General features: G+C 61.3%; 21 protein-coding genes. 14 read left to right on the top strand and 7 right to left on the bottom strand.

Annotated features, from left to right (window positions below; all coding sequences use genetic code 11):
- Positions 1 to 16: 16 nt before the first annotated feature.
- Positions 17 to 1,072 carry a biotin synthase BioB gene (gene bioB, locus CER19_RS21895; protein ID WP_014720209.1) on the bottom strand — a complete coding sequence of 352 codons (1,056 nt, stop codon included), beginning with the start codon at positions 1,070 to 1,072 and terminating at the stop codon, positions 17 to 19.
- 92 nt (positions 1,073 to 1,164) lie between these two features.
- Between bioB and CER19_RS21890 the strand changes: the two genes are divergently transcribed.
- The 5 genes from CER19_RS21890 (at position 1,165) to rarD (ending at position 6,904) form a co-directional block, all read left to right on the top strand.
- Positions 1,165 to 1,902 (top strand): ComF family protein, encoded by a 738-nt coding sequence (locus CER19_RS21890; protein ID WP_116667948.1) that lies wholly within the window; start codon positions 1,165 to 1,167, stop codon positions 1,900 to 1,902.
- Positions 1,903 to 1,960: 58 nt separating this feature from the next.
- Positions 1,961 to 2,725 carry a TOBE domain-containing protein gene (locus CER19_RS21885; RefSeq protein ID WP_116667947.1) on the top strand — a complete coding sequence of 255 codons (765 nt, stop codon included), beginning with the start codon at positions 1,961 to 1,963 and terminating at the stop codon, positions 2,723 to 2,725.
- A 79-nt stretch (positions 2,726 to 2,804) separates the two neighbouring features.
- On the top strand, positions 2,805 to 4,703 hold the full coding sequence (locus tag CER19_RS21880) for a PhoX family phosphatase (protein ID WP_116667946.1): 1,899 nt from the start codon (positions 2,805 to 2,807) through the stop codon (positions 4,701 to 4,703).
- Between the two features lie 165 nt (positions 4,704 to 4,868).
- Positions 4,869 to 5,843, top strand: a complete 975-nt coding sequence (locus CER19_RS21875) for a serine/threonine protein kinase (RefSeq protein WP_034128855.1) — start codon at positions 4,869 to 4,871, stop codon at positions 5,841 to 5,843.
- Between the two features lie 176 nt (positions 5,844 to 6,019).
- Positions 6,020 to 6,904, top strand: coding sequence for an EamA family transporter RarD (gene rarD / locus CER19_RS21870; RefSeq protein WP_094773874.1), 885 nt, complete (start codon positions 6,020 to 6,022; stop codon positions 6,902 to 6,904).
- Positions 6,905 to 7,126: 222 nt separating this feature from the next.
- On the opposite strand, the gene CER19_RS21865 is transcribed toward rarD, so the two are convergent.
- Complete coding sequence (locus CER19_RS21865) at positions 7,127 to 7,639, bottom strand: glycine cleavage system protein R (protein ID WP_116667945.1); 513 nt, start codon at positions 7,637 to 7,639, stop codon at positions 7,127 to 7,129.
- Between the two features lie 320 nt (positions 7,640 to 7,959).
- Between CER19_RS21865 and CER19_RS21860 the strand changes: the two genes are divergently transcribed.
- A complete protein-coding gene (locus CER19_RS21860; RefSeq protein WP_116667944.1) occupies positions 7,960 to 10,137 on the top strand; it encodes a malate synthase G in 2,178 nt (725 codons plus the stop codon).
- A 262-nt stretch (positions 10,138 to 10,399) separates the two neighbouring features.
- Here CER19_RS21860 and CER19_RS21855 read toward each other — a convergent pair whose 3' ends face one another.
- Complete coding sequence (locus CER19_RS21855; protein ID WP_116667943.1) at positions 10,400 to 10,846, bottom strand: response regulator; 447 nt, start codon at positions 10,844 to 10,846, stop codon at positions 10,400 to 10,402.
- A 246-nt stretch (positions 10,847 to 11,092) separates the two neighbouring features.
- Here CER19_RS21855 and CER19_RS21850 point away from each other — a divergent pair, with 246 nt between their 5' ends.
- From CER19_RS21850 to CER19_RS21820, 8 genes are all read left to right on the top strand, one after another.
- Positions 11,093 to 13,015 carry a putative nucleotidyltransferase substrate binding domain-containing protein gene (locus CER19_RS21850; RefSeq protein ID WP_116667994.1) on the top strand — a complete coding sequence of 641 codons (1,923 nt, stop codon included), beginning with the start codon at positions 11,093 to 11,095 and terminating at the stop codon, positions 13,013 to 13,015.
- Positions 13,012 to 13,719 carry a PolC-type DNA polymerase III gene (locus CER19_RS21845; RefSeq protein WP_116667942.1) on the top strand — a complete coding sequence of 236 codons (708 nt, stop codon included), beginning with the start codon at positions 13,012 to 13,014 and terminating at the stop codon, positions 13,717 to 13,719. The genes CER19_RS21850 and CER19_RS21845 overlap by 4 nt, the downstream gene beginning before the upstream one ends.
- Before the next feature lie 94 nt (positions 13,720 to 13,813).
- A complete protein-coding gene (locus tag CER19_RS21840) occupies positions 13,814 to 14,332 on the top strand; it encodes an RNA polymerase sigma factor (protein WP_116667941.1) in 519 nt (172 codons plus the stop codon).
- Positions 14,329 to 15,297 (top strand): FecR domain-containing protein, encoded by a 969-nt coding sequence (locus CER19_RS21835; protein WP_116667940.1) that lies wholly within the window; start codon positions 14,329 to 14,331, stop codon positions 15,295 to 15,297. Before CER19_RS21840 ends, CER19_RS21835 begins: the two co-directional genes overlap by 4 nt.
- 207 nt (positions 15,298 to 15,504) lie before the next feature.
- Complete coding sequence (locus CER19_RS21830; protein ID WP_116667939.1) at positions 15,505 to 17,934, top strand: TonB-dependent siderophore receptor; 2,430 nt, start codon at positions 15,505 to 15,507, stop codon at positions 17,932 to 17,934.
- Positions 17,935 to 17,996: 62 nt separating this feature from the next.
- The gene (locus CER19_RS21825) at positions 17,997 to 19,100 is read left to right on the top strand and encodes a PepSY domain-containing protein (RefSeq protein WP_116667938.1); all 1,104 of its coding nucleotides are present in this window, start codon (positions 17,997 to 17,999) and stop codon (positions 19,098 to 19,100) included.
- Positions 19,097 to 19,267: a hypothetical protein gene (locus CER19_RS28840; RefSeq protein WP_165861662.1), complete on the top strand. Its 171-nt coding sequence runs from the start codon at positions 19,097 to 19,099 to the stop codon at positions 19,265 to 19,267. Before CER19_RS21825 ends, CER19_RS28840 begins: the two co-directional genes overlap by 4 nt.
- Positions 19,268 to 19,373: 106 nt before the next feature.
- Positions 19,374 to 20,003: a glutathione S-transferase family protein gene (locus tag CER19_RS21820; RefSeq protein WP_116667937.1), complete on the top strand. Its 630-nt coding sequence runs from the start codon at positions 19,374 to 19,376 to the stop codon at positions 20,001 to 20,003.
- On the opposite strand, the gene CER19_RS29310 is transcribed toward CER19_RS21820, so the two are convergent.
- From CER19_RS29310 to creB, 4 genes are read right to left on the bottom strand one after another with little or no spacing between them, the layout of a single operon-like run.
- The gene (locus tag CER19_RS29310) at positions 19,988 to 20,170 is read right to left on the bottom strand and encodes a hypothetical protein (RefSeq protein ID WP_133298358.1); all 183 of its coding nucleotides are present in this window, start codon (positions 20,168 to 20,170) and stop codon (positions 19,988 to 19,990) included. The two genes, CER19_RS21820 and CER19_RS29310, sit on opposite strands and share 16 nt — an antisense overlap.
- Positions 20,167 to 21,516 (bottom strand): cell envelope integrity protein CreD, encoded by a 1,350-nt coding sequence (creD, locus tag CER19_RS21815; protein ID WP_116667936.1) that lies wholly within the window; start codon positions 21,514 to 21,516, stop codon positions 20,167 to 20,169. The genes CER19_RS29310 and creD overlap by 4 nt, the downstream gene beginning before the upstream one ends.
- A 51-nt stretch (positions 21,517 to 21,567) precedes the next feature.
- Entirely contained in the window at positions 21,568 to 23,007 is a 1,440-nt protein-coding gene (gene creC / locus CER19_RS21810; RefSeq protein WP_116667935.1) for a two-component system sensor histidine kinase CreC, read from the bottom strand.
- The gene (creB, locus tag CER19_RS21805; RefSeq protein WP_116667934.1) at positions 23,007 to 23,675 is read right to left on the bottom strand and encodes a two-component system response regulator CreB; all 669 of its coding nucleotides are present in this window, start codon (positions 23,673 to 23,675) and stop codon (positions 23,007 to 23,009) included. The genes creC and creB overlap by 1 nt, the downstream gene beginning before the upstream one ends.
- Position 23,676: the final 1 nt, after the last annotated feature.

Genomic DNA, 23,676 nt, shown 5'->3' with positions numbered 1-23,676 from the left:
TGCATTCCAAAGGTGGTTACACCACAGCGTTGTAGAACTGCTCGCTGCTCTTTTGCTCCACCAACGCCTGCTCGATCGCCGCCTGGTGCACTTCATCGGCATGCTCTTCACGGGCTTCGGGCAGGATGCCCAGGCGTGCGAACAGTTGCATGTCCTTGTCAGCCTGGGGGTTAGCGGTGGTCAGCAGTTTGTCGCCGTAGAAGATCGAGTTGGCGCCGGCAAAAAAGGCCAGGGCCTGCATCTGCTCATTCATGGCTTCGCGGCCAGCCGACAGGCGCACGTGGGACTGCGGCATCAGGATGCGCGCCACCGCCAGCATGCGGATGAAATCAAAGGGGTCGATGTCATCGGCGTTTTCCAACGGCGTACCCGCTACCTTCACCAGCATGTTGATCGGCACCGATTCCGGATGCTCAGGCAGGTTGGCCAGCTGGATCAGCAAGTTGGCGCGGTCGTCGAGGGATTCGCCCATGCCGAGGATGCCGCCCGAGCAGATCTTCATCCCCGAATCACGCACGTACGCCAGGGTTTGCAGGCGCTCGCTGTAGGTGCGAGTGGTGATGATCGAGCCGTAGAATTCCGGCGAGGTGTCGAGGTTGTGGTTGTAGTAGTCAAGGCCGGCCTGAGCCAGGGCTTCGGTCTGGTCCTGGTCGAGGCGACCGAGGGTCATGCAGGTTTCCAGGCCCATGGCCTTCACGCCTTTGACCATTTCCAGCACGTAGGGCATGTCTTTGGCCGACGGATGTTTCCATGCCGCGCCCATGCAGAAACGCGTCGAACCGATGGCCTTGGCGCGCGCGGCCTCTTCGAGGACCTTCTGCACCTCCATCAGCTTCTCTTTTTCCAGGCCAGTGTTGTAGTGGCCCGACTGCGGACAATATTTGCAATCTTCCGGGCAGGCGCCGGTCTTGATCGACAGCAGCGTCGACACCTGCACGCGGTTGGCGTCGAAATGCGCGCGGTGCACGGTCTGCGCCTGGAACAACAGGTCGTTGAAGGGCTGCACGAACAGGGCTTTGACTTCAGCCAAAGACCAATCGTGACGCAGGGTGGCAGAGGTGCTGGCGCTCATGGGCGATTCCTTGATTATGCTTTGGCAAGCGCTGCGGGAAGGGCAATACCCACAGGCACGACACGGATGCTCGGCATATTTAAGGAAGATTCATGCACTGTCAACCTGAGTACAAACACCAAGTTTACATCTGGTTAAAAAGCATACAACCCTGTTTGATCTGCGATGAGTGCATCGAATCAGTCGAGCCCCTGTGCAGTGCCTGCGAAACAGAATTGCCATGGCTGATGGAACAGTGCGAACGCTGCGCACTGCCCTTGCCCATGGACGGACTGCTCTGTGGCCAGTGCCAAAAAGAGCCTGCGGCCTTTCACCAGGTGGTGGCGCCATGGGTCTACCGTTTTCCCGTGGACACCCTGATCAGCCGCTTCAAGCATCAGGCGCGTTGGCCGCTGGGGCACTTGCTGGCGCGCCTGCTGGGGCAGCACTTGCAGCATCGCTTCGATAACGCCGAACTGGAGCGCCCCGACTGCCTGCTGCCGGTGCCCATGGCGCGCAAACGCCTGCGCGAACGCGGCTTTAATCAAGCGTTGATGCTGGCCCGCTGGCTCAGTCACGCCCTCGACATTCCCTTTGATGAACACGCGCTATTACGTCCCCATGAAACCGTGGCGCAGCAAGACCTCGATGCCAAGACCCGCAGACGCAACCTGCTCAACGCCTTCGCACTGGCCCCCGGCATCCAGGTTACCGGACAACATCTGGCGCTGGTAGACGACGTCCTCACCACCGGCGCCACCGCCCACAGCCTGGCGCGCGTGTTGATAAATGCCGGCGCACGCCAGGTGGACGTGTATTGCCTGGCCCGTACGCCCAAACCCGGCAGTTGACTTGACTCCCCTGCGCCAGCGCGGCAACGTCGGCGCATCTCACCCAAGCGTATCTGCCATGTCTGTGCCCAGCCCTCTCAGCCAACACATCATCCGCCGCCCCCAGCGTATTGCCTTGCTGGGGCATATCGCCGAGCAGGGCTCCATCACCCGTGCGGCCAAGAGTGCCGGGTTGAGTTACAAGGCCGCCTGGGACGCCATTGATGAGCTGAACAACCTGGCGCAGAAACCGCTGGTGCAACGCAGCGTCGGTGGCAAGGGCGGTGGCGGCGCCAAACTGACGCAAGAAGGTGAACGGGTGCTGCGTCTTTATCAGCGCCTGCAACTGCTTCAGGCCGAGATCCTTGGCTCGGACGAAGCGGCCAGCGACTTCAACCTGCTGGGCCGTTTGATGCTGCGCACCAGCGCGCGCAACCAATTGCACGGCCAGGTCAGCGCCATAGAGAGCCACGGCCACAACGACATGATCCGCCTGCAATTGGCCGGCGGCCTGCACCTCGACGCCCAGATTACCCACGACAGCACCCTGCGCCTGGAACTGCAGAGCGGCGTGGAAGTGGTGGCCCTGATCAAGGCCGGATGGCTTGAATTACTGGCGGACGGGCAAGCTGAAACACTTGGACACAATTGCCTGAGCGGCGTGATCGAGACCATTCTCGCCGCCGAAGATGGCCCCAGTGAGGTGCGTATCGCCCTGCCCAACGGCCAAGTGTTGTGCGCGCTGGCGCAGCCCGTCGCACTCAAGGCCATCGACGCAGCGCAGGGCCAGCCGATCCGCGTGCAGTTTGCACCCAGCCATGTATTGCTCGGCACCCCGGTGTAACGGGCGCGCGTCTTCAAGCTGCAACAATTCGGTCACAAGCGCTGCTTAAGGTGTCTGCAAAAACCTTAAGGAGCCTGTGATGAGCCTATTAGAAGAAAACCAAGCCACCGACCTTGAACAGATGGTGGGCCTGACCCGCCGTCGCTTTATCGGCGCAGGTGCCCTGTGCGGCGCTGCGATGTTCCTCGGCGGTAACCTGCTGAGCCGCAGCGCCCTGGCGGTGAATGCCGCTTCCGCCAGCCCGCTGCTGGGGTTCACCAGCATCGCCGCCGCCACCAGCGACACCATCACCCTGCCACCGGGCTACAGCGCTTCGGTGTTGATCAGTTGGGGCCAGCCCCTGCACAAGAACGCCCCGGCTTTCGACCCGTCCGGCCATGGCACCGCCAAGGCTCAGGAACAACAGTTCGGCGACAACAACGACGGCATGAGCCTGTTTCCATTCCCCGGTGACGACAACCGCGCGCTGATGGCGATCAACAACGAATACACCAACTATCGCTACCTCTACGCCCACGGCGGCGCGCCACAATCGGCCGAAGACGTGCGCAAGGCCCTGGCCAGCGAAGGCGTGTCGGTGATCGAAGTGCGCCGCAAGGGTGACACTTGGCAGTTCGTCCAGGACTCGCGCTATAACCGGCGCATCCACGGCAATTCACCGATCCGTTTGAGTGGCCCTGCCGCCGGCCATGACTGGCTGAAAACCACCGCCGACAAGAGCGGCAAAAAAGTCCTCGGCACGTTCCAGAACTGCGCCAACGGCAAGACGCCGTGGGGCACCTACCTGACCTGCGAAGAAAACTTCACCGACTGCTTCGGCAGCAGCAACCCGCAGCAAACCTTCGATGCAGGGCAGAAGCGCTACGGCGTGGTGGCCGCCAGCAAGGACATCAACTGGCACCCGCACGACCCGCGCTTTGATATGGCCAAGAACCCCAACGAACTCAATCGCCATGGATGGGTGGTGGAAATCGACCCGTTCGATCCGCAATCCACCCCGGTCAAGCGCACGGCCTTAGGCCGCTTCAAACACGAAAACGCGGCCCTCACCGAAACCCGTGACGGCCGCGCCGTGGTGTACATGGGCGACGATGAACGCGGTGAATTCATCTACAAGTTCGTCAGCCGCGATCAGATCAACCACAACAACCCGAAGGCCAACAAAGACCTGCTCGACCACGGCACCTTGTACGTGGCGATCTTCGACGCGGGCGACGGCAACGCCGACCATCCCAAGGGCAAAGGCCAGTGGGTTGAACTCACCCATGGCAAAAACGGCATCGACGCCAGCAGCGGTTTCGCCAACCAGGCCGAGGTACTGATTCACGCGCGCCTGGCCGCCAGCGTGGTGAAAGCCACACGCATGGACCGCCCGGAATGGATCGTGGTCAGCCCTACCGACGGCCAGGTCTATTGCACCCTGACCAACAACGCCAAGCGCGGCGAAGAGGGCCAGCCGGTGGGCGGGCCCAACCCACGGGAGAAAAACCTCTACGGCCAGATCCTGCGCTGGAAAGCCGACGCCGATAACCACGGTGCCACGGACTTCACCTGGGACCTGTTCGTGGTGGCCGGCAACCCCGGCGTGCATGCCGGCAACCCCAAGGGCGGCTCGTCCAACATCAACCCGCAAAACATGTTCAACAGCCCCGACGGCCTGGGTTTCGACAAAGCCGGGCGCCTGTGGATCCTCACCGACGGCGACTACAGCAACGCCGGCGACTTTGCGGGCATGGGCAACAACCAGATGCTGTGTGCCGATCCGAGCACCGGTGAAATCCGTCGTTTCATGGTGGGGCCGGTGGCATGTGAAGTGACGGGGATCAGCTTTTCGCCGGACCAGAAGACGTTGTTCGTGGGCATTCAGCACCCAGGGGAAACCGGTGGCTCGACCTGGCCGGAACACCTGCCCAATGGCAAGCCGCGTTCCTCGGTGATGGCGATTCGGCGGGATGATGGCGGGACCGTAGGCGCCTGATAGACCGCTATCCCTGTAGGAGCGGGCTTGCCCGCGAAGATCGTCAACGATAACGCGGGAAACCTGACGCTCCGCGCCGCTCTCTGGTTTTTCGCGAGCAAGCTCGCTCCTACAGCGTTACCATACCCGGCCGGACGCGGCGCCCTGCTGCGCGCAGGAGTTCGCATGGCCCACCCGTTTGAAACACTCACCCCAGACCTGGTGCTCGACGCCGTCGAAAGCATCGGTTTCCTCAGCGACGCGCGGGTTCTGGCGCTCAACAGCTACGAAAACCGCGTGTACCAAGTGGGCATCGAAGACGCCGAACCGCTGATCGCCAAGTTCTATCGCCCCCAGCGCTGGACCAACGAGGCGATCCTGGAAGAACACCGCTTCACCTTCGAATTGGCCGAGTGCGATGTTCCGGTGGTTGCGCCGTTGATCCACAACGGCGAGAGCCTGTTCGAACACGCAGGTTTCCGCTTCACCCTGTTTCCGCGCCGTGGCGGCCGCGCGCCAGAGCCGGGCAACCTCGATCAGCTTTACCGGCTCGGGCAACTGCTCGGTCGCTTGCACGCCGTAGGCTCCACTCGCCCATTCGAGCACCGCGAAGCCTTGGGGGTGAAGAACTTCGGTCACGACTCCCTCACCACCTTGCTTGAAGGCAACTTCATTCCCAAAAGCCTGCTGCCGGCCTACGAGTCCGTGGCCCGCGACTTGCTCAAGCGTGTGGAAGAGGTTTACAAGGCCACGCCGCACAAAAACATCCGCATGCACGGTGACTGCCACCCCGGCAACATGATGTGCCGCGACGAGATGTTCCATATCGTCGACCTGGATGACTGCCGCATGGGCCCGGCGGTGCAAGACCTGTGGATGATGCTGGCTGGCGACCGCCAGGAATGCCTCGGCCAGCTTTCGGAGCTGATGGATGGCTACCAGGAATTCCACGACTTCGACCCCCGTGAACTGGCGCTGATCGAACCACTGCGCGCCCTGCGCCTGATGCACTACAGTGCCTGGCTCGCACGACGCTGGGACGACCCGGCGTTTCCCCATAGCTTTCCGTGGTTTGGCAGCGAACGGTATTGGGGTGACCAGGTGCTGGCGTTGCGCGAGCAACTGTCGGCGCTCAACGAAGAACCGCTAAAACTCTTCTGACCTGGCCCTACCTCCTGTGGGAGCTGGCTTGCCTGCGATGGCATCAACTCGGTGTTACTGATACACCGAGTCGTCTGCATCGCAGGCAAGCCAGCTCCCACCAAAAAGCGGCGCCCATTGTCTGACAAATATCCTTACAATTGCGCTTTGTTAGCTGCCTAAGCAAGGATTCTGCAATGCACGCCGCCAACCCTCGCAAGGGGTACATCCTGGGCCTGAGCGCCTATGTCATCTGGGGTCTGTTCCCGCTCTACTTCAAAGCCATCGCCAGCGTGCCCGCCGCCGAGATCATCGTGCACCGCGTGTTGTGGTCGGCGTTGTTTGGTGGGCTGTTGCTGATGGTGTGGAAACACCCCGGCTGGTTCCGCGAGCTGCGCGACAACCCCAAGCGCTTGGCGATCCTGGCCCTCAGCGGTTCGTTGATTGCCGCTAACTGGCTGACCTATGTGTGGTCGGTGAACACCGGGCGCATGCTTGAAGCAAGCCTGGGTTATTACATCAACCCACTGGTGAATGTGCTGCTGGGCATGTTGATCCTCGGCGAGCGCCTGCGTCGCTTGCAATGGGTGGCTGTCGGGTTGGCTGCGGCGGGTGTGGCGCAGCAGGTGTGGCAAGTCGGTAGCCTGCCGTGGGTGTCGCTGGCGCTGGCGCTGACGTTCGGCTTCTACGGTTTGATCCGCAAGCAGGCACCGGTCAAGGCGCTGCCTGGGCTGGTGGTGGAAACTTGGATGCTGGTCCCCATTGCCGTCGCCTGGTTGCTGTTCAACCCGACCGCCCACAGCGCGCAGCTGGCGTTCTGGAGCACCTCCGAGGCCTGGTGGCTGGTGGCCGCAGGCCCGGTGACGCTGATTCCCCTGGTGTGCTTCAACGCCGCTGCACGGCATTTGCCCTACACCGCCCTGGGCTTTTTGCAGTATGTGGCGCCGACGCTGGTGTTGCTCGAAGCCGTGCTGTTGTTCGGTGAACACCTGGCGCCGAGCACGTTGATCGCCTTCGCCTTTATCTGGGCCGGGCTGGTGGTGTACAGCCTGGATGCCTGGCTGACCGTGCGCAAACGCTGATCAAATAACGTACAGACCTCTGCAAGCCACAGCCTTCGTGGCTTGCAGCGTTCCACCCCAAGGTTATCCACAACCTGATCCCCGCCATTTGTGCACAAGCCCTTGAAACTGCTCGTTTTTTGCTCAACTTGCGCAAATGCCCGGCGGGCGTGGCCTGGGGTCGGGTCTCTACAGGTTATCCACAGGCCCATGCAAGATTTCGATGCATAACCTTGTGGCTCGTTATTCCTCCTGACGCAGTTCTACCATCAAGTCATCGGCCAAGGTTTCCAAAGCCTCCTGCAAGGTCTCCAATGACAGCGTGGCCGGCACTTGCAACAACGCCTCTGCGTTGAACAGCGGATCACCACTCATGGGCGCCGGGCGCACATCGGTGCTCAGGCGTTCAAGGTTGACGCCCTGCTGGCTCAACAGCGCCGTGATCTCACGCACGATGCCCGAGCGATCATTGCCCACCAGGGTCATCAGGATCGGCTTGGACGCCGATGCCTGGCCACTGCTGCCCTCACCCACCAACACGCGAATGCCATGGGTGGATAAATCCTCCAGCGCCCCCACCAATGCCTGGCGCTGCTCGGTCGGCACACTGACCCGCAGGATCCCGGCAAACTGCCCGGCCATGTGCGCCATGCGGCTTTCCAGCCAGTTACCACCGTGACTGGCAATGTTCTGCGCGATGCGTTCAACCAGGCCGGGTTTGTCGGCGGCGATAATAGTGAGTACAAGATGGTCCATGGCGCAGTCCCTCGGTTGGTTGATCCTCGATTATAGACATGCCGCGTTTATCCAGAAGGTTCGCGTGAGCGTTAACGACCATCGCAGGCAAGCCAGCTCCCACAGACAAATCGTGTACCATTTTTATATTTATCTGGAACAATCCAATAGTTTTTTGAGAACATCCGGTTCTCCGCTGTGACCGTACGACCAAAGTGGGTCGCTAAACGACGTATTTAGTCTAATTTTCACAACCGCAAGTCATCATGTAGTATGCCAAACCGTGCACTACATAATGAAAATCTGATAAAGCGCATAAGCTCCGCAGAGTGAGGCAAGCAATGACTGAACACGTTCAAGTCGGTGGCCTGCAGGTCGCCAAAGTCCTGTTCGACTTCGTGAACAACGAAGCCATTCCCGGTACCGGCATCACTGCCGACCAGTTCTGGGCTGGTGCCGACAAGGTCATCCATGACCTGGCTCCGAAGAACAAAGCCCTACTCGCCAAACGCGACGACTTCCAGGCGCGGATCGATACCTGGCACCAGACCCACGCAGGCCAGGCCCATGACCCGGTGGCCTACAAAGCCTTCCTGCAAGACATCGGCTACCTGCTGCCAGAAGCCGCAGACTTCCAGGCCTCGACCCAAAACGTCGATGATGAGATCGCACGCATGGCCGGCCCACAGCTGGTCGTGCCGGTGATGAACGCCCGCTTCGCCCTGAATGCCTCGAATGCGCGCTGGGGCTCGCTGTACGACGCGCTCTATGGCACCGACGCCATCAGCGAAGCCAACGGCGCCGAGAAGGGCAAGGGCTATAACAAAGTGCGTGGTGACAAGGTCATTGCCTTCGCCCGCGCCTTCCTCGACGAAGCCGCACCGCTCAGCGCCGGCAGCCATGTCGATTCCACCGGCTACAAAATCGTCGATGGCAAGCTGATCGTCAGCCTCAAAGGCGGCAGCAACAGCGGCCTGCGTGACGATGCCCAGTTGATCGGTTTCCAGGGCCCTGCGGCCGAGCCGATTGCGATCCTGCTCAAGCACAATGGCCTGCACTTCGAAATCCAGATCGACGCCAGCACCCCAGTCGGCCAAACCGACGCTGCCGGCGTCAAAGACGTGCTGATGGAAGCTGCGCTGACCACCATCATGGACTGCGAAGACTCCGTGGCTGCCGTGGACGCCGATGACAAAGTGGTGATCTACCGCAACTGGCTCGGCCTGATGAAGGGCGACCTGGCCGAAGAAGTGGCCAAGGGCGGCAAGACCTTCACCCGCACCATGAACCCTGACCGTGTCTACACCGGCGTGGATGGCAGCGACGTGACCCTGCACGGCCGTTCGCTGTTGTTCGTGCGCAACGTTGGCCACTTGATGACCATCGATGCGATCCTCGATAAAGACGGCAACGAAGTGCCCGAAGGCATCCTCGACGGCCTGATCACCAGCCTGGCGGCGATCCACAGCCTCAACGGCAACAACACGCGCAAGAACAGCCGCACCGGTTCTGTGTACATCGTGAAACCGAAGATGCACGGCCCGGAAGAAGCTGCGTTTACCAACGAACTGTTCGGTCGCATCGAAGAGGTGCTGAACCTGGCGCGCAACACTCTCAAGGTCGGGATCATGGACGAGGAGCGCCGCACCACGGTCAACCTCAAGGCCTGCATCAAGGCAGCCAGCGAGCGCGTGGTGTTTATCAACACCGGTTTCCTCGACCGCACTGGCGATGAAATCCACACCTCCATGGAAGCCGGTGCGATGGTGCGCAAGGCGGCCATGAAGGCGGAAAAATGGATCGGTGCCTATGAGAACTGGAACGTCGATATCGGCCTGAGCACCGGCCTGCAAGGTCGTGCACAAATCGGTAAAGGCATGTGGGCAATGCCCGACCTGATGGCAGCGATGCTTGAGCAGAAAATCGCCCATCCACTGGCCGGTGCCAACACCGCCTGGGTACCGTCGCCGACCGCAGCGGCCCTGCATGCGTTGCACTACCACAAGGTTGATGTGTTTGCCCGCCAGGCCGAACTGGCCAAGCGCGAGCGCGCTTCGGTGGACGATATCCTCACCATTCCTTTGGCCAGCAACACCGATTGGTCCGAAGAAGAGATCCGCAACGAGCTGGACAACAACGCCCAGGGCATCCTCGGCTATGTGGTGCGCTGGATCGACCAGGGTGTGGGCTGCTCCAAGGTGCCGGACATCAACGATGTCGGCCTGATGGAAGACCGCGCCACCCTGCGTATTTCCAGCCAGCACATTGCCAACTGGCTGCGCCACGGCATCGTCAACGAAGCTCAAGTGATGGAAAGCCTCAAGCGCATGGCGCCGGTGGTAGACCGCCAGAATGCCGGGGATGCGTTGTACCGCCCACTGGCTCCGGATTTCGACAGCAACATCGCGTTCCAGGCAGCGGTGGAGTTGGTGATTGAAGGGACCAAACAGCCTAATGGCTATACCGAGCCGGTGTTGCACCGCAGGCGTCGGGAGTTCAAGGCTAAAAACGGCCTGTAATGGTAGGAGCGAGCTTGCTCGCGAAAAACGTCAACGATAACGCAGGCATTCTGGATAAACGCGGTGGCTGTGTATTCTTCGCGAGCACGCTCGCTCCTACAGACACAAAAAAGCCCTGATCGAAAGATCGGGGCTTTTTTATCAGGTGTGTCAGTTAGACCGCGTTGCCTGAATCGCAGGCAAGCCAGCTCCCACAGGGGAATGCATTTCAAATGTGGGAGCCGGGCTTGCCCGCGAAGCGGCCAGGCCAGTCACCCCACACTCAGGGCACCATCCCCAACTCCCGCTTCACCAACTTCGCCAACTTCACGCTATCAATCGGCTTGAGCAAGAAATCCACCACGCTCAAGTGCATCGCATCAATCACATCGGGCGCTTCCGCGTCCCCCGACATGATGATGATCGGCAACGCCGCACGGGTGGACTCACGCACCTGGCGAATCAGTTCCAGGCCATTGCTGGGCGCCATGCGCAGGTCGGTGATCAGCAAACCGATGGAACTGCTCGTCTTCAACAACTCCCACGCTGCCTCGCCACTTTCGGCAGTCATGCAGCGAATACCGTCGAGCCCAAGGATTTCCGCCAACAGTTCACGCGCGTCCTTGTCGTCGTCCACGATCAATACGCGTTGGGGGGGTAAATCGGGCTCCAGCATCACGGCGCTCAGCGCCTCGCGCTCGGCATCACTCAAAATATCGTGGTCGGACATACGTTTCTCAGCAGTTCTCATCAATCTCCCAGCACACTCGTCAGACATCTGCGGAAGGGCGAACAATGTGCACTTCGTCGGAAAGTTTGCCTAGTGGGCGTTCTACGGGTTTTGGACGATTGTCATGTAAGGTTTTTCCCTAGTTTTGCGCGGTATTCCTCGACCTAGACTTACGTCCAATGGGCACCCACTGCGCAGGAGTCGACCATGCAGCACGATAACGACAAAAACACTGCGGTCACTGTTATGAGTAAAGCTGATGCATTCGCACAGGCGGGGAAAACCGCTGTGTTGCAGAACATCCACGGCACCCTGCAATTCCTGCAACGCTTCCCGCCGTTCAACCAGATGGAACAGGCGCACCTGGCCTTCCTGGTGGAACAGTGCCAACTGCGTTTCTACGGCCCCGGCGACAGCATCCTCAAACCGTCGGGCGGCCCGGTCGAGCACTTTTATATCGTCAAGCAGGGGCGGGTCGTGGGTGAACGGCCAGACTCGGCGGACACCACCTTTGAAATCGCCACCGGCGAATGCTTCCCCCTCGCCGCCTTGCTGGGTGAACGCGCGACCCGTACAGAACACAAAGCCGCTGAAGACACCTTTTGCCTGCAATTGAACAAACCGGCCTTTATCAAGCTGTTCGCCCTGTCTAGCCCGTTTCGTGATTTCGCCTTGCGCGGGGTCAGCAGCTTGCTCGACCAGGTCAACCAGCAGGTGCAGCAAAAAGCCGTGGAAACCCTCGGCACCCAATACTCCTTGAATACCCGCCTGGGTGAATTGGCCATGCGCCACCCGGTCACCTGCAGCCCGCACACGCCGTTGCGTGAAGCGGTGACCTTGATGCACGAACAGCAGGTCGGCAGCATTGTGATCGTCAACGAACACAAGGCGCCCCTGGGCATCTTCACCCTGCGCGATCTGCGCCAGGTGGTGGCCGATGGCATCAGCGATTTCAGCCAAAGCATTGCCGGGCACATGACCCAGGCGCCGTTTTTCTTGAGCCCGGAGCACAGCGCTTTCGATGCGGCCATCGCCATGACCGAGCGGCATATCGCCCACGTGTGCCTGGTGCAAGACCAACGCCTGTGTGGCGTGGTCTCCGAGCGTGACTTGTTCTCCCTGCAGCGTGTGGACCTGGTGCACCTGGCCCGCACCATCCGCAACGCGCCCCGGGTGGAAAACCTGGTGGCGATTCGCGGTGAAATCGGCCAGTTGGTGGAGCGCATGCTCGCCCATGGCGCCTCATCCACCCAGATCACCCACATCATTACGCTGCTCAACGACCACACCGTGTGCCGGGTGATCGAGCTGACCCTCGCGGAAAAAGGCGACCCCGGCGTGCCCTTCAGTTGGCTGTGTTTTGGCAGCGAAGGCCGCCGCGAACAAACGCTGTACACCGACCAGGACAACGGCATTCTGTTCGAGGCCAAGGACGCCGTTGAAGCCGCCGACATGCGTGAGCGCTTGCTACCGCTGGCGCAGCACATCAACCAAAGCCTGGCGCTGTGCGGCTTCAGCCTGTGTAAGGGCAATATCATGGCCGGCAACCCCGAGCTGTGCTTGTCCCGCGTGGAGTGGGCGCGGCGCTTCGGCGCGTTCATTCGTGAGGCGACACCGGAAAACCTACTGGGCTCAAGCATCTATTTTGACTTGCGCGTGGTGTGGGGCGACGAGCGCGGTTGCGAGCAACTGCGCCAGGGCATTCTCGACCAGGTGGCGGATAACCGCTTGTTCCAACGGATGCTGGCCGAAAATGCACTACTGCGACGCCCGCCAGTGGGGCGTTTCCGCGAGTTCGTGCTGACCCGCAAAAATGGCGAAAAAGCCACCCTCGACCTCAAGGTGCAGGGCCTTACGCCCTTTGTAGACGGCGCGCGCCTGTTGGCCCTGGCCCATGGCATCCACGCCAATAACACCCTGGAACGCCTGCGCCAGTTGGTGGACAAGGCCGTGATCCAACCCCTGGATGGCGCCGCCTATGAAGAGGCCTACCACTTTATCCAGCAGACCCGCATGCAGCAGCATCAATTGCAGACCCGCGAGAACCTGCCCTATTCCAACCGCGTCGACCCCGACAGCCTCAACCACCTGGACCGGCGCATCCTGCGTGAGTCCCTGCGCCAAGCTCAACGCCTGCAAAGCAGCCTGAGCTTGCGGTATCAGCTATGAGTTTGTTTGGCTGGCTGCGCGCCAAAAAACCTGGGCTCAGCACTGCGCAACAGCAGCGCCTGGAGCAGTTACCCAAGCCCGCCGAACTGGGCAACGGCCCATTGCGCAGCCAGCGCTGGGTCGTGGTGGACCTGGAAACCAGCGGCCTGAACCTTCATCGCGACCAGGTGCTGTCCATCGGCGCCGTGGTCATCGAGGACGGTGCGGTGGATTTCTCCCAACTGTTCGAACGCACCCTGCAGCGCACCGACACCAAGCTCAGCCCCAGTGTGCTGATCCACGGCCTGGGGCCCAGTGCAATCGCCGCCGGCAGCGACCCGGCCGAGGCGTTGCTGGATTTCATGGCGTTCGTGGGCGACAGTCCACTGCTGGCCTTCCATGCGCCATTTGATCAACACATGCTGTGCCGGGCGCTCAAGGACAGCCTGGGGCATCGCCTGGCCCATCCGTTCCTGGATGTAGCAGACTTGGCCCCGCTGTTGTGCCCCCAGGCGCATATCCGCGAGGCCGGGCTGGATGACTGGCTCAGCCACTTCAGGCTACAGGCCGGCGAACGCCACCATGCCAGCGCCGATGCGTTAGCGACGGCGGAGCTGATGCTGATCCTGTTCAGCCGTGCGCGGCAGCAACAGATCGACACGCCCCAGGCACTGCAAGAGCGTTTGGCCCAATGGAAACGGCGCAAACAGGCGCCATCGTTTTAATGTCATCTCCCGACAGACGCCAATTGCGCCCACCCCACGCCTCTGACACAATCGCGAATAATTCTCGTTAGTTTAAACCTTATTCGGTGATGCCTTGTCGTCGGTCCAGACCCCACGCAGTGAGCTTGTTGGTGCGTTATATCGCGACCACCGTAGCTGGCTGTTGGCGTGGCTGCGGCGTAACGTGGCGTGCCCGAGCCGTGCCGAAGACCTGAGCCAGGACACCTTCATGCGCCTGCTGGGCCGTGATGAGTTGCGCGAGCCCCGCGAACCGCGGGCGTTCCTGGTGGCCATCGCCAAGGGTTTGCTGTTCGACTATTTCCGTCGTGCGGCCCTGGAACAGGCCTACCTCACCGAATTGATGCTGATCCCGGAAAACGAACATCCTTCGCCGGAAGCCCAGCAACTGATCCTCGAAGACCTCAAGGCCATCGACCGCCTGCTCGGCAAGTTGTCGAGCAAGGCCCGCGCCGCATTCCTTTATAACCGCCTCGACGGCCTGGGCCATGCCGAAATCGCCCAGCGCCTGGGCGTGTCCGTACCCCGCGTGCGCCAATACCTGGCCCAGGGCATTCGCCAGTGCTACATCGCGCTGTATGGCGAGCCGTCGTGACTGCCATCGGCTCCAAACCGGTGTCGTCGCGCGTGCTGGATGCCGCGATTGCCTGGCAACTGTCCCTCGACTCGGGCGACGGCAGCGCGGTGGCACAGGAAGAGTTCAGCAAATGGCTGGCCAGCGATGAGGAACACGCTCGCGCCTGGCGCCAGTTGGGCATGCTCGACCAGCGTTTCAGCGTGGCCTCGGGCCCGGCCCGGACGGCGCTGCTGCAGTCGCGCCACGGCATTCGCCAGCGCGTGCGCAAACTGGGCCGGGGCCTGGCGAGTATCGTGCTGGTGTGCGGCCTGGCGCTGTTTGCCGGTGAGCGTTACGTGCCTATCCACTATTGGCTGGCCGACCAGCGCACCGCCACCGGTGAACAGCGCACGCTGAAGCTGGCGGACGGCACGCTAGTCAACCTCAACACCCACAGCGCCATTGATGTGCGCTTCGACGAAACACGCCGCTTGATCGTGTTGCAGGCAGGCGAAATTCTCGTCGAAACCGGCCACGACGATTCACGCCCTTTCTACGTGCAAACCCGCGACGGCAGCCTGCGGGCGCTGGGCACCCGGTTTATCGTCAAGCGCGAAGACGACGCTACGCGCCTGAGTGTGTTGCAGTCAGCCGTGGCCGCCCAGCCCGAGGCGTTGCACCAGGAACAGGTGTTCAAGGCGGGCCAGCAGGTGCTGATGCGCAGCGACGGCCTTGGACCGCTGCTGGCCGTCCCCCCGGCCACCGATGCCTGGACTCGCGGCATGCTGGTGGTCGACAACGCCCGGCTGGGGGATGTGATAGAGGAGTTGGCGCGCTATCGCACCGGCTACCTGGGTGTGGATAAGAATGTGGCCGACCTGCGCATCACCGGCAGTTTCCCACTGCACGACACCACCCTGGCATTGAACGCGTTGTTGCCGACCTTGCCGGTGCAGATCGAGCAGCACACGCCGTGGTGGGTGAACGTCAAGGGTAAGCCTTAGGGTCTGCAGCGCCTGGGCGATTGCTATCGCAGGCAAGCCAGCTCCCACATTTTGAATTGCGAACACCATCAACTGTGGGAGCTGGCTTGCCTGCGATGAGGCCCTCAAGCACACCTGCGAAAAATATTTTCACTCACCCCTATCACTTTTCGATTCTCGCTCGGCACCTAGGCAATTGAGAAATATTTCCATTCAGGAGCCGCCCTTATGTCCCGCACGCTAGACACCTTGTTGCGCCCCAGCCTGTTAGCCGTGGCGATCGCCCTCAGCGCCCCGCTCGCCAGCACACCGCTGATCGCCGCCGAACAAGCCTCCAGTGTGCGCGCCTATAACCTGCCCGCTGCGCCCCTGGCCACCACCCTGAACCAGATCGCCAGCCAGGCCGGCCTGGCGCTGACCCTCAACCCGGCACTCGCCGCCGGCAAGACCTCGGCGCCGGTCAAAGGCCAGTTCGATGCGCAGGGCGCGTTGCGGGAAGCTTTGCGGGGGACGGGGTTGCAGTTGGAGCAGAGCAGTGCGGGCACTTACACCTTGATGCCGGTTCCAGAGGACGTCGTTGCCTTGCCGACGACCAACATCACCGGCCAAGGCAGCTATGAAAGCGCTTGGGGGCCGGTGGAGGGATATGTAGCAAAGCGCACCGCCGCCGGCACCAAAACCGATACCGCGCTGGTCGAGGCGCCACGCTCGATCTCGGTAGCCACCCGCGAGCAGATGCAGGACCGTAACGTGCAGAACCTCGACGACGCGGTCAAATACATGCCCGGCATCGTGTCCGCCAGCTACGGCAGCGACACCCGTTACGACTGGATGCGCGTACGCGGCTTTGAACCCACCCAATTCCTCGATGGCCTGCCACTGTCACGCGGCGTGTACGCTAACCCAAAAGCCGAAACCTGGAACCTGGATCGCCTCGCCCTGCTGCGCGGGCCGGCCTCGTCAGTCTATGGCCAGACGCCTCCGGGCGGCCTGCTGGATATGGTCAGCCGCCGCCCCAGCGCTGAATCGAGCCACGCCATCCAGATGCAATACGGCAGTGACAACTACCGCCAGATCAATTTCGAAAGCACTGGCAAGATCGATGATGAGGGCCAGTTTCTCTACAGTGTCGGCGGCGTGGTGCGCGATGCCGGTACCCAGGTCGATCACATCGACAACAAGCGGTACAACATCGCACCGAGCTTGACCTGGAATATCGACACCGACACCAAGCTGACCTTGCTATCACAGTTCACCCGTGACGATACCGGCACCACCAGCCAGTTCCTGCCGATCCAGGGCACCAAAATCAAATCACCGCTAGGCAAGGTTTCCCACCACAAGAACCTCGGCGACCCGGACTACGATTTCTACGACCGCACCTACTACGCATTGGGCTACGCGTTCGAGCACCGCTTCAACGATACCTGGCAATTCAAGCAGAACCTGCGCTACACCAAATCCGAGTTGGCGTTCCAACAACTGACGGTAGGCTCGTTTGCCTTCTCCCCCGCCGATGCCAATGGCGACATCAGCCGCTCTTCAACCAATGTGGACGAGGACATCAGCCAGTTCGCAGTGGACAACAATTTCCAGGCTGACTTCGCCACTGGTGACATCTCCCACACCGTGCTGCTGGGTCTGGATCATCAACGCACCGACACCTCGTACCTGGCGATTTTCGGCGACGGTGGCACCACGAACATCTTTAACCCGGTCTATGGCCAGCCGATCGTGCGCCCGGCGCGCTCCACCGCGTTCTACGATTACAACCAGAAAACCGTGCAAACCGGCCTTTACGTGCAGGACCAGATGGCCCTGGACAACTGGCGCCTGACTCTTGGTGGTCGTGAAGACTGGGTGCACCAGGGCACCACCTACTTCAACAAGAACGACGCGACCAATACCGACCGCAGTAAGAATTTCAGTGGCAACGCGGCGCTGAGCTATGTGTTCGACTCGGGCTTTGTCCCCTACCTCTCGTACGCCGAGTCGTTCCAGCCTGCGAGCAACGCCAGCGTCGACCCCCTCCAGTCGTTCAAGCCGACGGAAGGCAAGCAGTGGGAGTTGGGGATCAAATACCAGCCACCCGGCTCCAACACCCTGCTTAGTGCGGCGGTCTACGACCTGACCCAGAAGAACGTGCAAGTCACCAGCTTCCAGTCCGGTGGCGCCTCCGTGACCGACCAGACCGGAGAAGTAAAGGTCAAGGGACTGGAGCTGGAAGCCGTGTCTGATGTGACCGAAAACCTCAAGGTCATCGCGGCCTACACCCTGGCCAAGTCTGAGGTGCAAAAAGGTCAGTACAAAGGCAACCGCCTGCAACTGATGCCTAATCAGCAAGCGTCCTTGTGGACCGACTACACCTGGCACACCGGCGCCCTCGACGGTTTCGGTATCGGCTTCGGCGCACGCTATACCGGCAATACCTATGGCGACCAAGCCAATACCTGGGCCGGCAAGGCCAACGCCTACACCGTGTTCGACGGCGCCGTGCATTACGACCTCGGTCGCCTGGACAACAGTCTCAAGGGCGCGTCGGTGAAAGTGAACGCGACCAACCTCTTCAACAAAGACTACATTTCCACCTGTGATGGCTCCTATTGCTACTTCGGCGACCAACGCAGCGTCGTCGCCAGCGCCACCTACCAGTGGTAATCAGCTGAGCTAACCACCAGGCCGCCCCACAGGGCGGCTTTGGTGCATCTGAAGGCTAGACAATGAAAAGCAAAACCATCCGCCGCTGGTCCTTCATCCACACCTGGACCAGCCTGATCTGCACCGTATTCCTGCTGCTGCTCGCCCTCACCGGCCTGCCATTGGTGTTTCACCACGAGATCGACCACCTGCTGGGCAATGAGCCCGAACTGGCGCAGATGCCCGCCGATACCCCCCGGCTCAACCTCGAGCAGCTTGTGGCTAAAGCGCAGGCCCATCGCCCCGGCGAGGCCATGCAGTACCTTGCCTGGGACAAAGACGACAACAACGGCGTGATCGCGATCATGGCGGCCACAGCCGGCACTGAGCCGAACTCGTCGCACACCTTCATGCTCGATGCCCGCACTGGCGAAACCGTCGAAATGCCGTCTGCCAATGGGGGCTTCACCCTGTTCCTGCTGCGCCTGCATGTGGATATGTTTGCCGGGCTGCCGGGCAAGTTGTTGCTGGCGTTCATGGGCCTTCTGTTTGTGCTGGCGATTATCTCGGGCACGGTGTTGTACCTGCCGTTCATGCGTCGCTTGAAGTTCGCCACGGTGCGCCAGGATAAGTCCCCCCGCCTGCGCTGGCTCGACCTGCACAACCTGATCGGCGTGGTCACCCTGACCTGGGCGCTGGTGGTGGGTGTGACCGGCGTGATCAGCGCCTGCGCCGACCTGATCATCGCGGCGTGGCGCGAGGACAGCCTCAGCGCCATGATCGAACCCTATAAGAACGCCCCGCCGCTGACCCAGCGCGCGCCCGCCACAGAGCTGTTGAGGATTGCAGCCAAGGCCGCTCCGGGTATGGAGCCGGACTTTATCGCCTTCCCCGGCACGCGCTTTTCCAGCGAACATCACTACGCCGTGTTCATGAAAGGCAGCACCCACCTGACCTCCCATTTGCTGACACCGGTACTGATCGACGCCAGCACCCTGGCAGTCACCGCCATCGCCGAACGGCCGTGGTACATGGATGCAATGGGCATGTCCCAACCCCTGCATTTCGGTGATTACGGCGGTATGCCAATGAAGATCCTGTGGGCGGTACTGGATGTGCTGACCATCATCGTGCTGGTGAGCGGCATTTACTTATGGATCGTACGGCGCAAGGCGGCCAGGGTATGAAGCCGCGGCAGTCGAATTTCTGGAAGGTCTTTGCCATACCGCTGGGGATTGGCCTGCTCAGTGCTGCCGGGTTGTTTGCGGCGTTGCTGGGGGATGGGTGGTGGGACTCGTTGAGTTGGGTCGGGTTGGGCATACCCGCGGCCATTGCCGTCTACAAACTACTGTAGGAGCGAGCTTGCTCGCGAAAAACCTGAGAGCACCGCGTTAAACCAGGTGAGCTGCGTTATCGTTGGCGTTATTCGCGAGCAAGCTCGCTCCTACAGAGGAATGCCCATGTCCGCGCCCAGCATGACCTTGTTCCACAACCCCGCGTCACCGTTCGTGCGCAAAGTCCGCGTGCTGCTGATCGAGACCGGCCAACAGGACCGGGTGGCCCTGCACGCTTGCATGCCCACCCCCATCACCCCGGACGCCGAGGTGCTGCAAGGCAACCCCACGGGCAAGATCCCGGCCCTGCGCCTGGCCGACGGTTCGGTATTGCACGACAGCCGGGTGATTCTCGATTACTTCGACCACCAGCATGTTGGCAACCCGCTGATTCCCCGCGACGGCTCGGCCCGCTGGCGGCGCCTGACCCTGGCCTCGATGGCTGACGGCATCATGGATGCCGCCGTGCTGGTACGTTACGAGACCGCCATGCGCCCGCCAGAAAAACACTGGGCTCCCTGGCTGGATGAACAGCGCAACAAGATCCGCCGCGCCCTCGCCGAGCTGGAGCGGGACGCCATTGCCGAATTGGCCAGCCACTTCGACATCGCCGCTATCAGCGTGGCCTGTGCACTGGGCTATATCGACTTTCGCCACCCGGATATGCAGTGGCGCTCGGACACTCCCAAGCTTGCCGCCTGGTACGCCGAGGTCAGCCAGCGGCCTTCGATGCAGCAGACTCAGCCGCCTCTGTAGGAGCGAGCTTGCTCGCGAAAATCGTCAACGATAACGGGGGTCGTCTGGTTAAAAGCGGTGTCCTTGCGTTCTTCGCGAGCAAGCTCGCTCCTACAGTGAGAGGCGGTGTGATTGAGGAAGTTGACCATCCTCGCTTTCATCCGCTGATCTTCGCGCAGTCCGATCATTGCCCTTGCTCCACCTTGCGTTTACCCACCCCGTACCAATCCAGCTTGCGTGTCAGCACCATCACTGTGCCCAACAGGCCAAACAGCAGCAGCGAGCCCATCAACAGCGCGTAATCCTCGGCACTGAGCAACCCGTACAACAAGCCATACAACGCCGCCAGCCCGGCCGAAAACCCCAGGCCGTGGGCGACGCTGCGCAGCACATGGCATACGTAGAAGCCGATCAACACCACACAGGCGCTGGCGGATATCAGGTAGGCCAGGGCAAAGCCCAGATGCTCGGACAACGACAGCAACAGCAGGTAGAAGAACGCCAGCGCGACGCCCACCAAGGCGTACTGGATCGGGTGCACCGCCAGACTCTTGAGCACCTCGAAGAGGAAGAAGCCGGCAAAGGTCAGGGCGATAAACAGCAGCGCGTACTTAATCGCCCGGTCGCTCTTGAGGTACTGGTCTACCGGGTCGATGAAGTTCACACCAAAGCTGCGGTTGCTGAAGTTTTCACAGCCTTGCCCGTCCAGGCAGTTCTGCAGGGCTTGTTCGAGGTTGGTGGAGAAGAATGTCGTCTGCCAATTGGCGCTGAAACCCAGGTCGGTGACTTCACGTTGAGTCGGCAGGAAGTTGCCGATAAAGCTCGGGTGCGGCCAGTTGGACGCCAGTGACACCTGGCTGGTCTTGCCCACGGGCACCACTTGCAGTTGCTCGGTGCCTTGCAGGCGCAGGTCGAAGGCGAACTCCACCACGGCGGGTTTCTTGCTGTCCTGCCCAGGCAACGTCACATGCACGCCCTCACCCAGCCAGTCGACTTGGGAGCCTGGCGAGAACTCCAGCCGCTGGTCACCCAGTTCCAGCTTCAGTGCGTTTTCAATGCCGCGAATATCGCTGATGCCCACCGCCAGAAACGCCGGCTCAAAGCGGTAATCGGCAAAGTCTTCGGTGATCCCCAACTGCGCAGGCAACTCGAAACGCCCGCTGATACGGTTGTCGGCATGGAACAGCCGCGCCTGGTAGATGCCCCGCGAGCGCAGTTCGGTTTGCACTTTGCCGTCGAGCTCAAAACGGTCCGGCAGGAAATACAAACGGCCGCGTTCTTCACGGGTTTCTTCGTAGCGTTTGTTGAGCTTTTCATTGAGCTTCCACTCACGCACGGTCTTGCGATACGGCACCACCATCACCGGCCCGGTGAGGCGCTGGGCAAAGCTTGAACTGCGGGCAATGTCCATCAACACGCCGTCGCGCAATTGCTGACGGTCGCTGATGATGCCGTTGATCATCAGCAACGGAATGAGCAACAGCAGGATCAGCAGCGCAATCGCGCCCAATTTGAAAAGCAGGTTGCGGTTCATGGGTCTCTCCCTGTTTTGATGGGGAGAGTCTGCCCAGCCGGTATGAGGGATTTATGTGGGCAATGTGGAGACTGTGTGGAGATGCAGCACCGCTTGCACGCCGCCCGGTACGTTGCCGATCTGCAGGGTACCGCCGTGCAGCTTCATCACTTCTTCGACAAAGTTGAGCCCCAGGCCCGTACTTTTGCGCCCGCTGGCTGGGCGCGGCAGCGAGTAGAAGCGCTCGCTCAGGCGCGGCAAGGCGTAATCGGGAATCGCCTCCGCCTGGTTGAACAGACTGACCTGGACCGCGTTATGCCGCACCTGCGCGCTAAACCTCAGCGTGCCGCCGGGCGGGGTGAAATCCAGAGCATTGTCCAGCAGGTTGCCCAGGGCCTGGCGCAGCAGGAAGGGTTCGCCAAACACCCGCACATCAGCGGCGATGGCCTGCTCGACGTGCAAGCCGGCGCCTTCGACCCGTGCACATTGAGCCTTCAGCACATCCTCAACCAGGGCTGCCAAAGGAATGCTCGACTGCTCTTCCAGACCCTGGCGCTGCTCCACCTGGGCCAGGTTCAACAGGCGTTCGATCAACTGTTGCAGGCGCGCGCTTTCGCTGTCGATATTACCGACGAAACGCTGCTGCTGCTCGTGGCTCATATCGCCCTGCAACAACTCCGCCGCCCCGCGAATCGCCGCCAACGGGCTTTTCAATTCATGGGTCAGCGTATGCACGTAGCGCTCTACGTAAGCCTTGCCTTCCAGCTGCGTGCGCATGTGTTCCACGGCGGTGGATAACTGCTTGAGCTCGCCGCCGCGATAATGCGGCAACTCGGCGCGGCGGCCCTCGCTCACGGCTTCGGCATAGGCGGTAAGAGGTCTGAGCGCCGCCGTCAGCCACCACGACAATAGCGCGCCCAGCAGCAGCCCCAGGGTGACCAGCCCGGCGCCGTACCATAGCAGGCGCCGCTCAGTGCGATCCACGTAGGGTTGCAAGGAGCTGTTGGGCTTGGCCACCGTGACCACGCCGATGATCTGGCCGTTATCACGAATCGGCGCCCCCACATGCATCACCGATGAGCTGGGATCGTCCGCGTCGCTGCGGGTGGAGCGCGCACCGTATTCGCCACGCAGAGTCAGGTACACGTCGTTCCATTTCGAATAGTCCTGGCCGACTGCTTCACCGCTGGAATCGAGCAATACCCTGCCCGTGGCGTCGGTTACGTAAATGCGATGGTTGACCTGATTTTTCGGCAGGCCCCAGATCACCGCACCCGGCTGACGGTTGCCATAGGCCTTGAGCAGCTCGGGCCAATGACTCTGGCCGAGGGTGCCGTTTTTAACGTCTGCACGCAGGATTTCAGCCAACAGGTTGGCGGTGTCCACCAATGTTTCTTCGGTGGACTGGCGCACGCCGGGGCGGATTTCCTTCATCACGGTGTTGAGCACGAAGTAGCCGGTCAGGCCGATAAACAGCGCATACACCAGGAAAATCCGCAGCCCCAGGCGCATCAGCTGTGGCTCGGGCTGTAGCTATAGCCGAGGCCACGATGGGTCTGGATCGGCTCGGCATCCGCCGCCACGCTCCCGAGTTTGCTGCGCACACTCTTGATATGGCTGTCGATATTGCGCTCATAACCGGCATCGGCGGGCACGCCCACCGCGTCCAGCAGTTGTTCGCGACTGAACACGCGCTCAGGTTGTTCCAGCAGACTTTGCAGCAGGCGGAACTCATGACGCGTGAGGCTCAAGGGTTGGCCGCGATAGAGAATCTGCATGCGCTCCAGGTCTACCTGGAACAGCGTCGGCGCCACACCTGGGCCAACCCGCTTGAGAATCGCCCTGACCCGCGCCGCCACTTCCCGCGGACTGAAAGGCTTGACCACATAATCGTCGGCACCGATCTCCAGCCCCACCACCCGGTCGATCTCCGCATCCCGTGCGCTGAGGAACATCACCGGCACTTCACTGAAGCGGCGCACTTGCTTGCAGGTTTCAAAGCCGGTGATGTCCGGCAGGCCGATGTCGAGGATGATCAGGTCGGCCGGTGTCTGGCGCTGATAGTCCAGCGCCGCCTGGCCGAGGGTCAGCCAGGTGGTGGTGAAGCCCTCGCCTTGCAGGGCAAAGATCAGCGTGTCGGCTATCGCCGCTTCGTCTTCGACAATCAGGATGTGCGGCATG

The sequence above is a fragment of the Pseudomonas sp. GL93 genome, from assembly GCF_003408955.1.
GTDB classification, from domain to species: domain Bacteria; phylum Pseudomonadota; class Gammaproteobacteria; order Pseudomonadales; family Pseudomonadaceae; genus Aquipseudomonas; species Aquipseudomonas paracarnis.
Note: the sequence above shows the minus strand (reverse complement) of the source record. Positions and strands in the feature narration are given on the sequence as shown.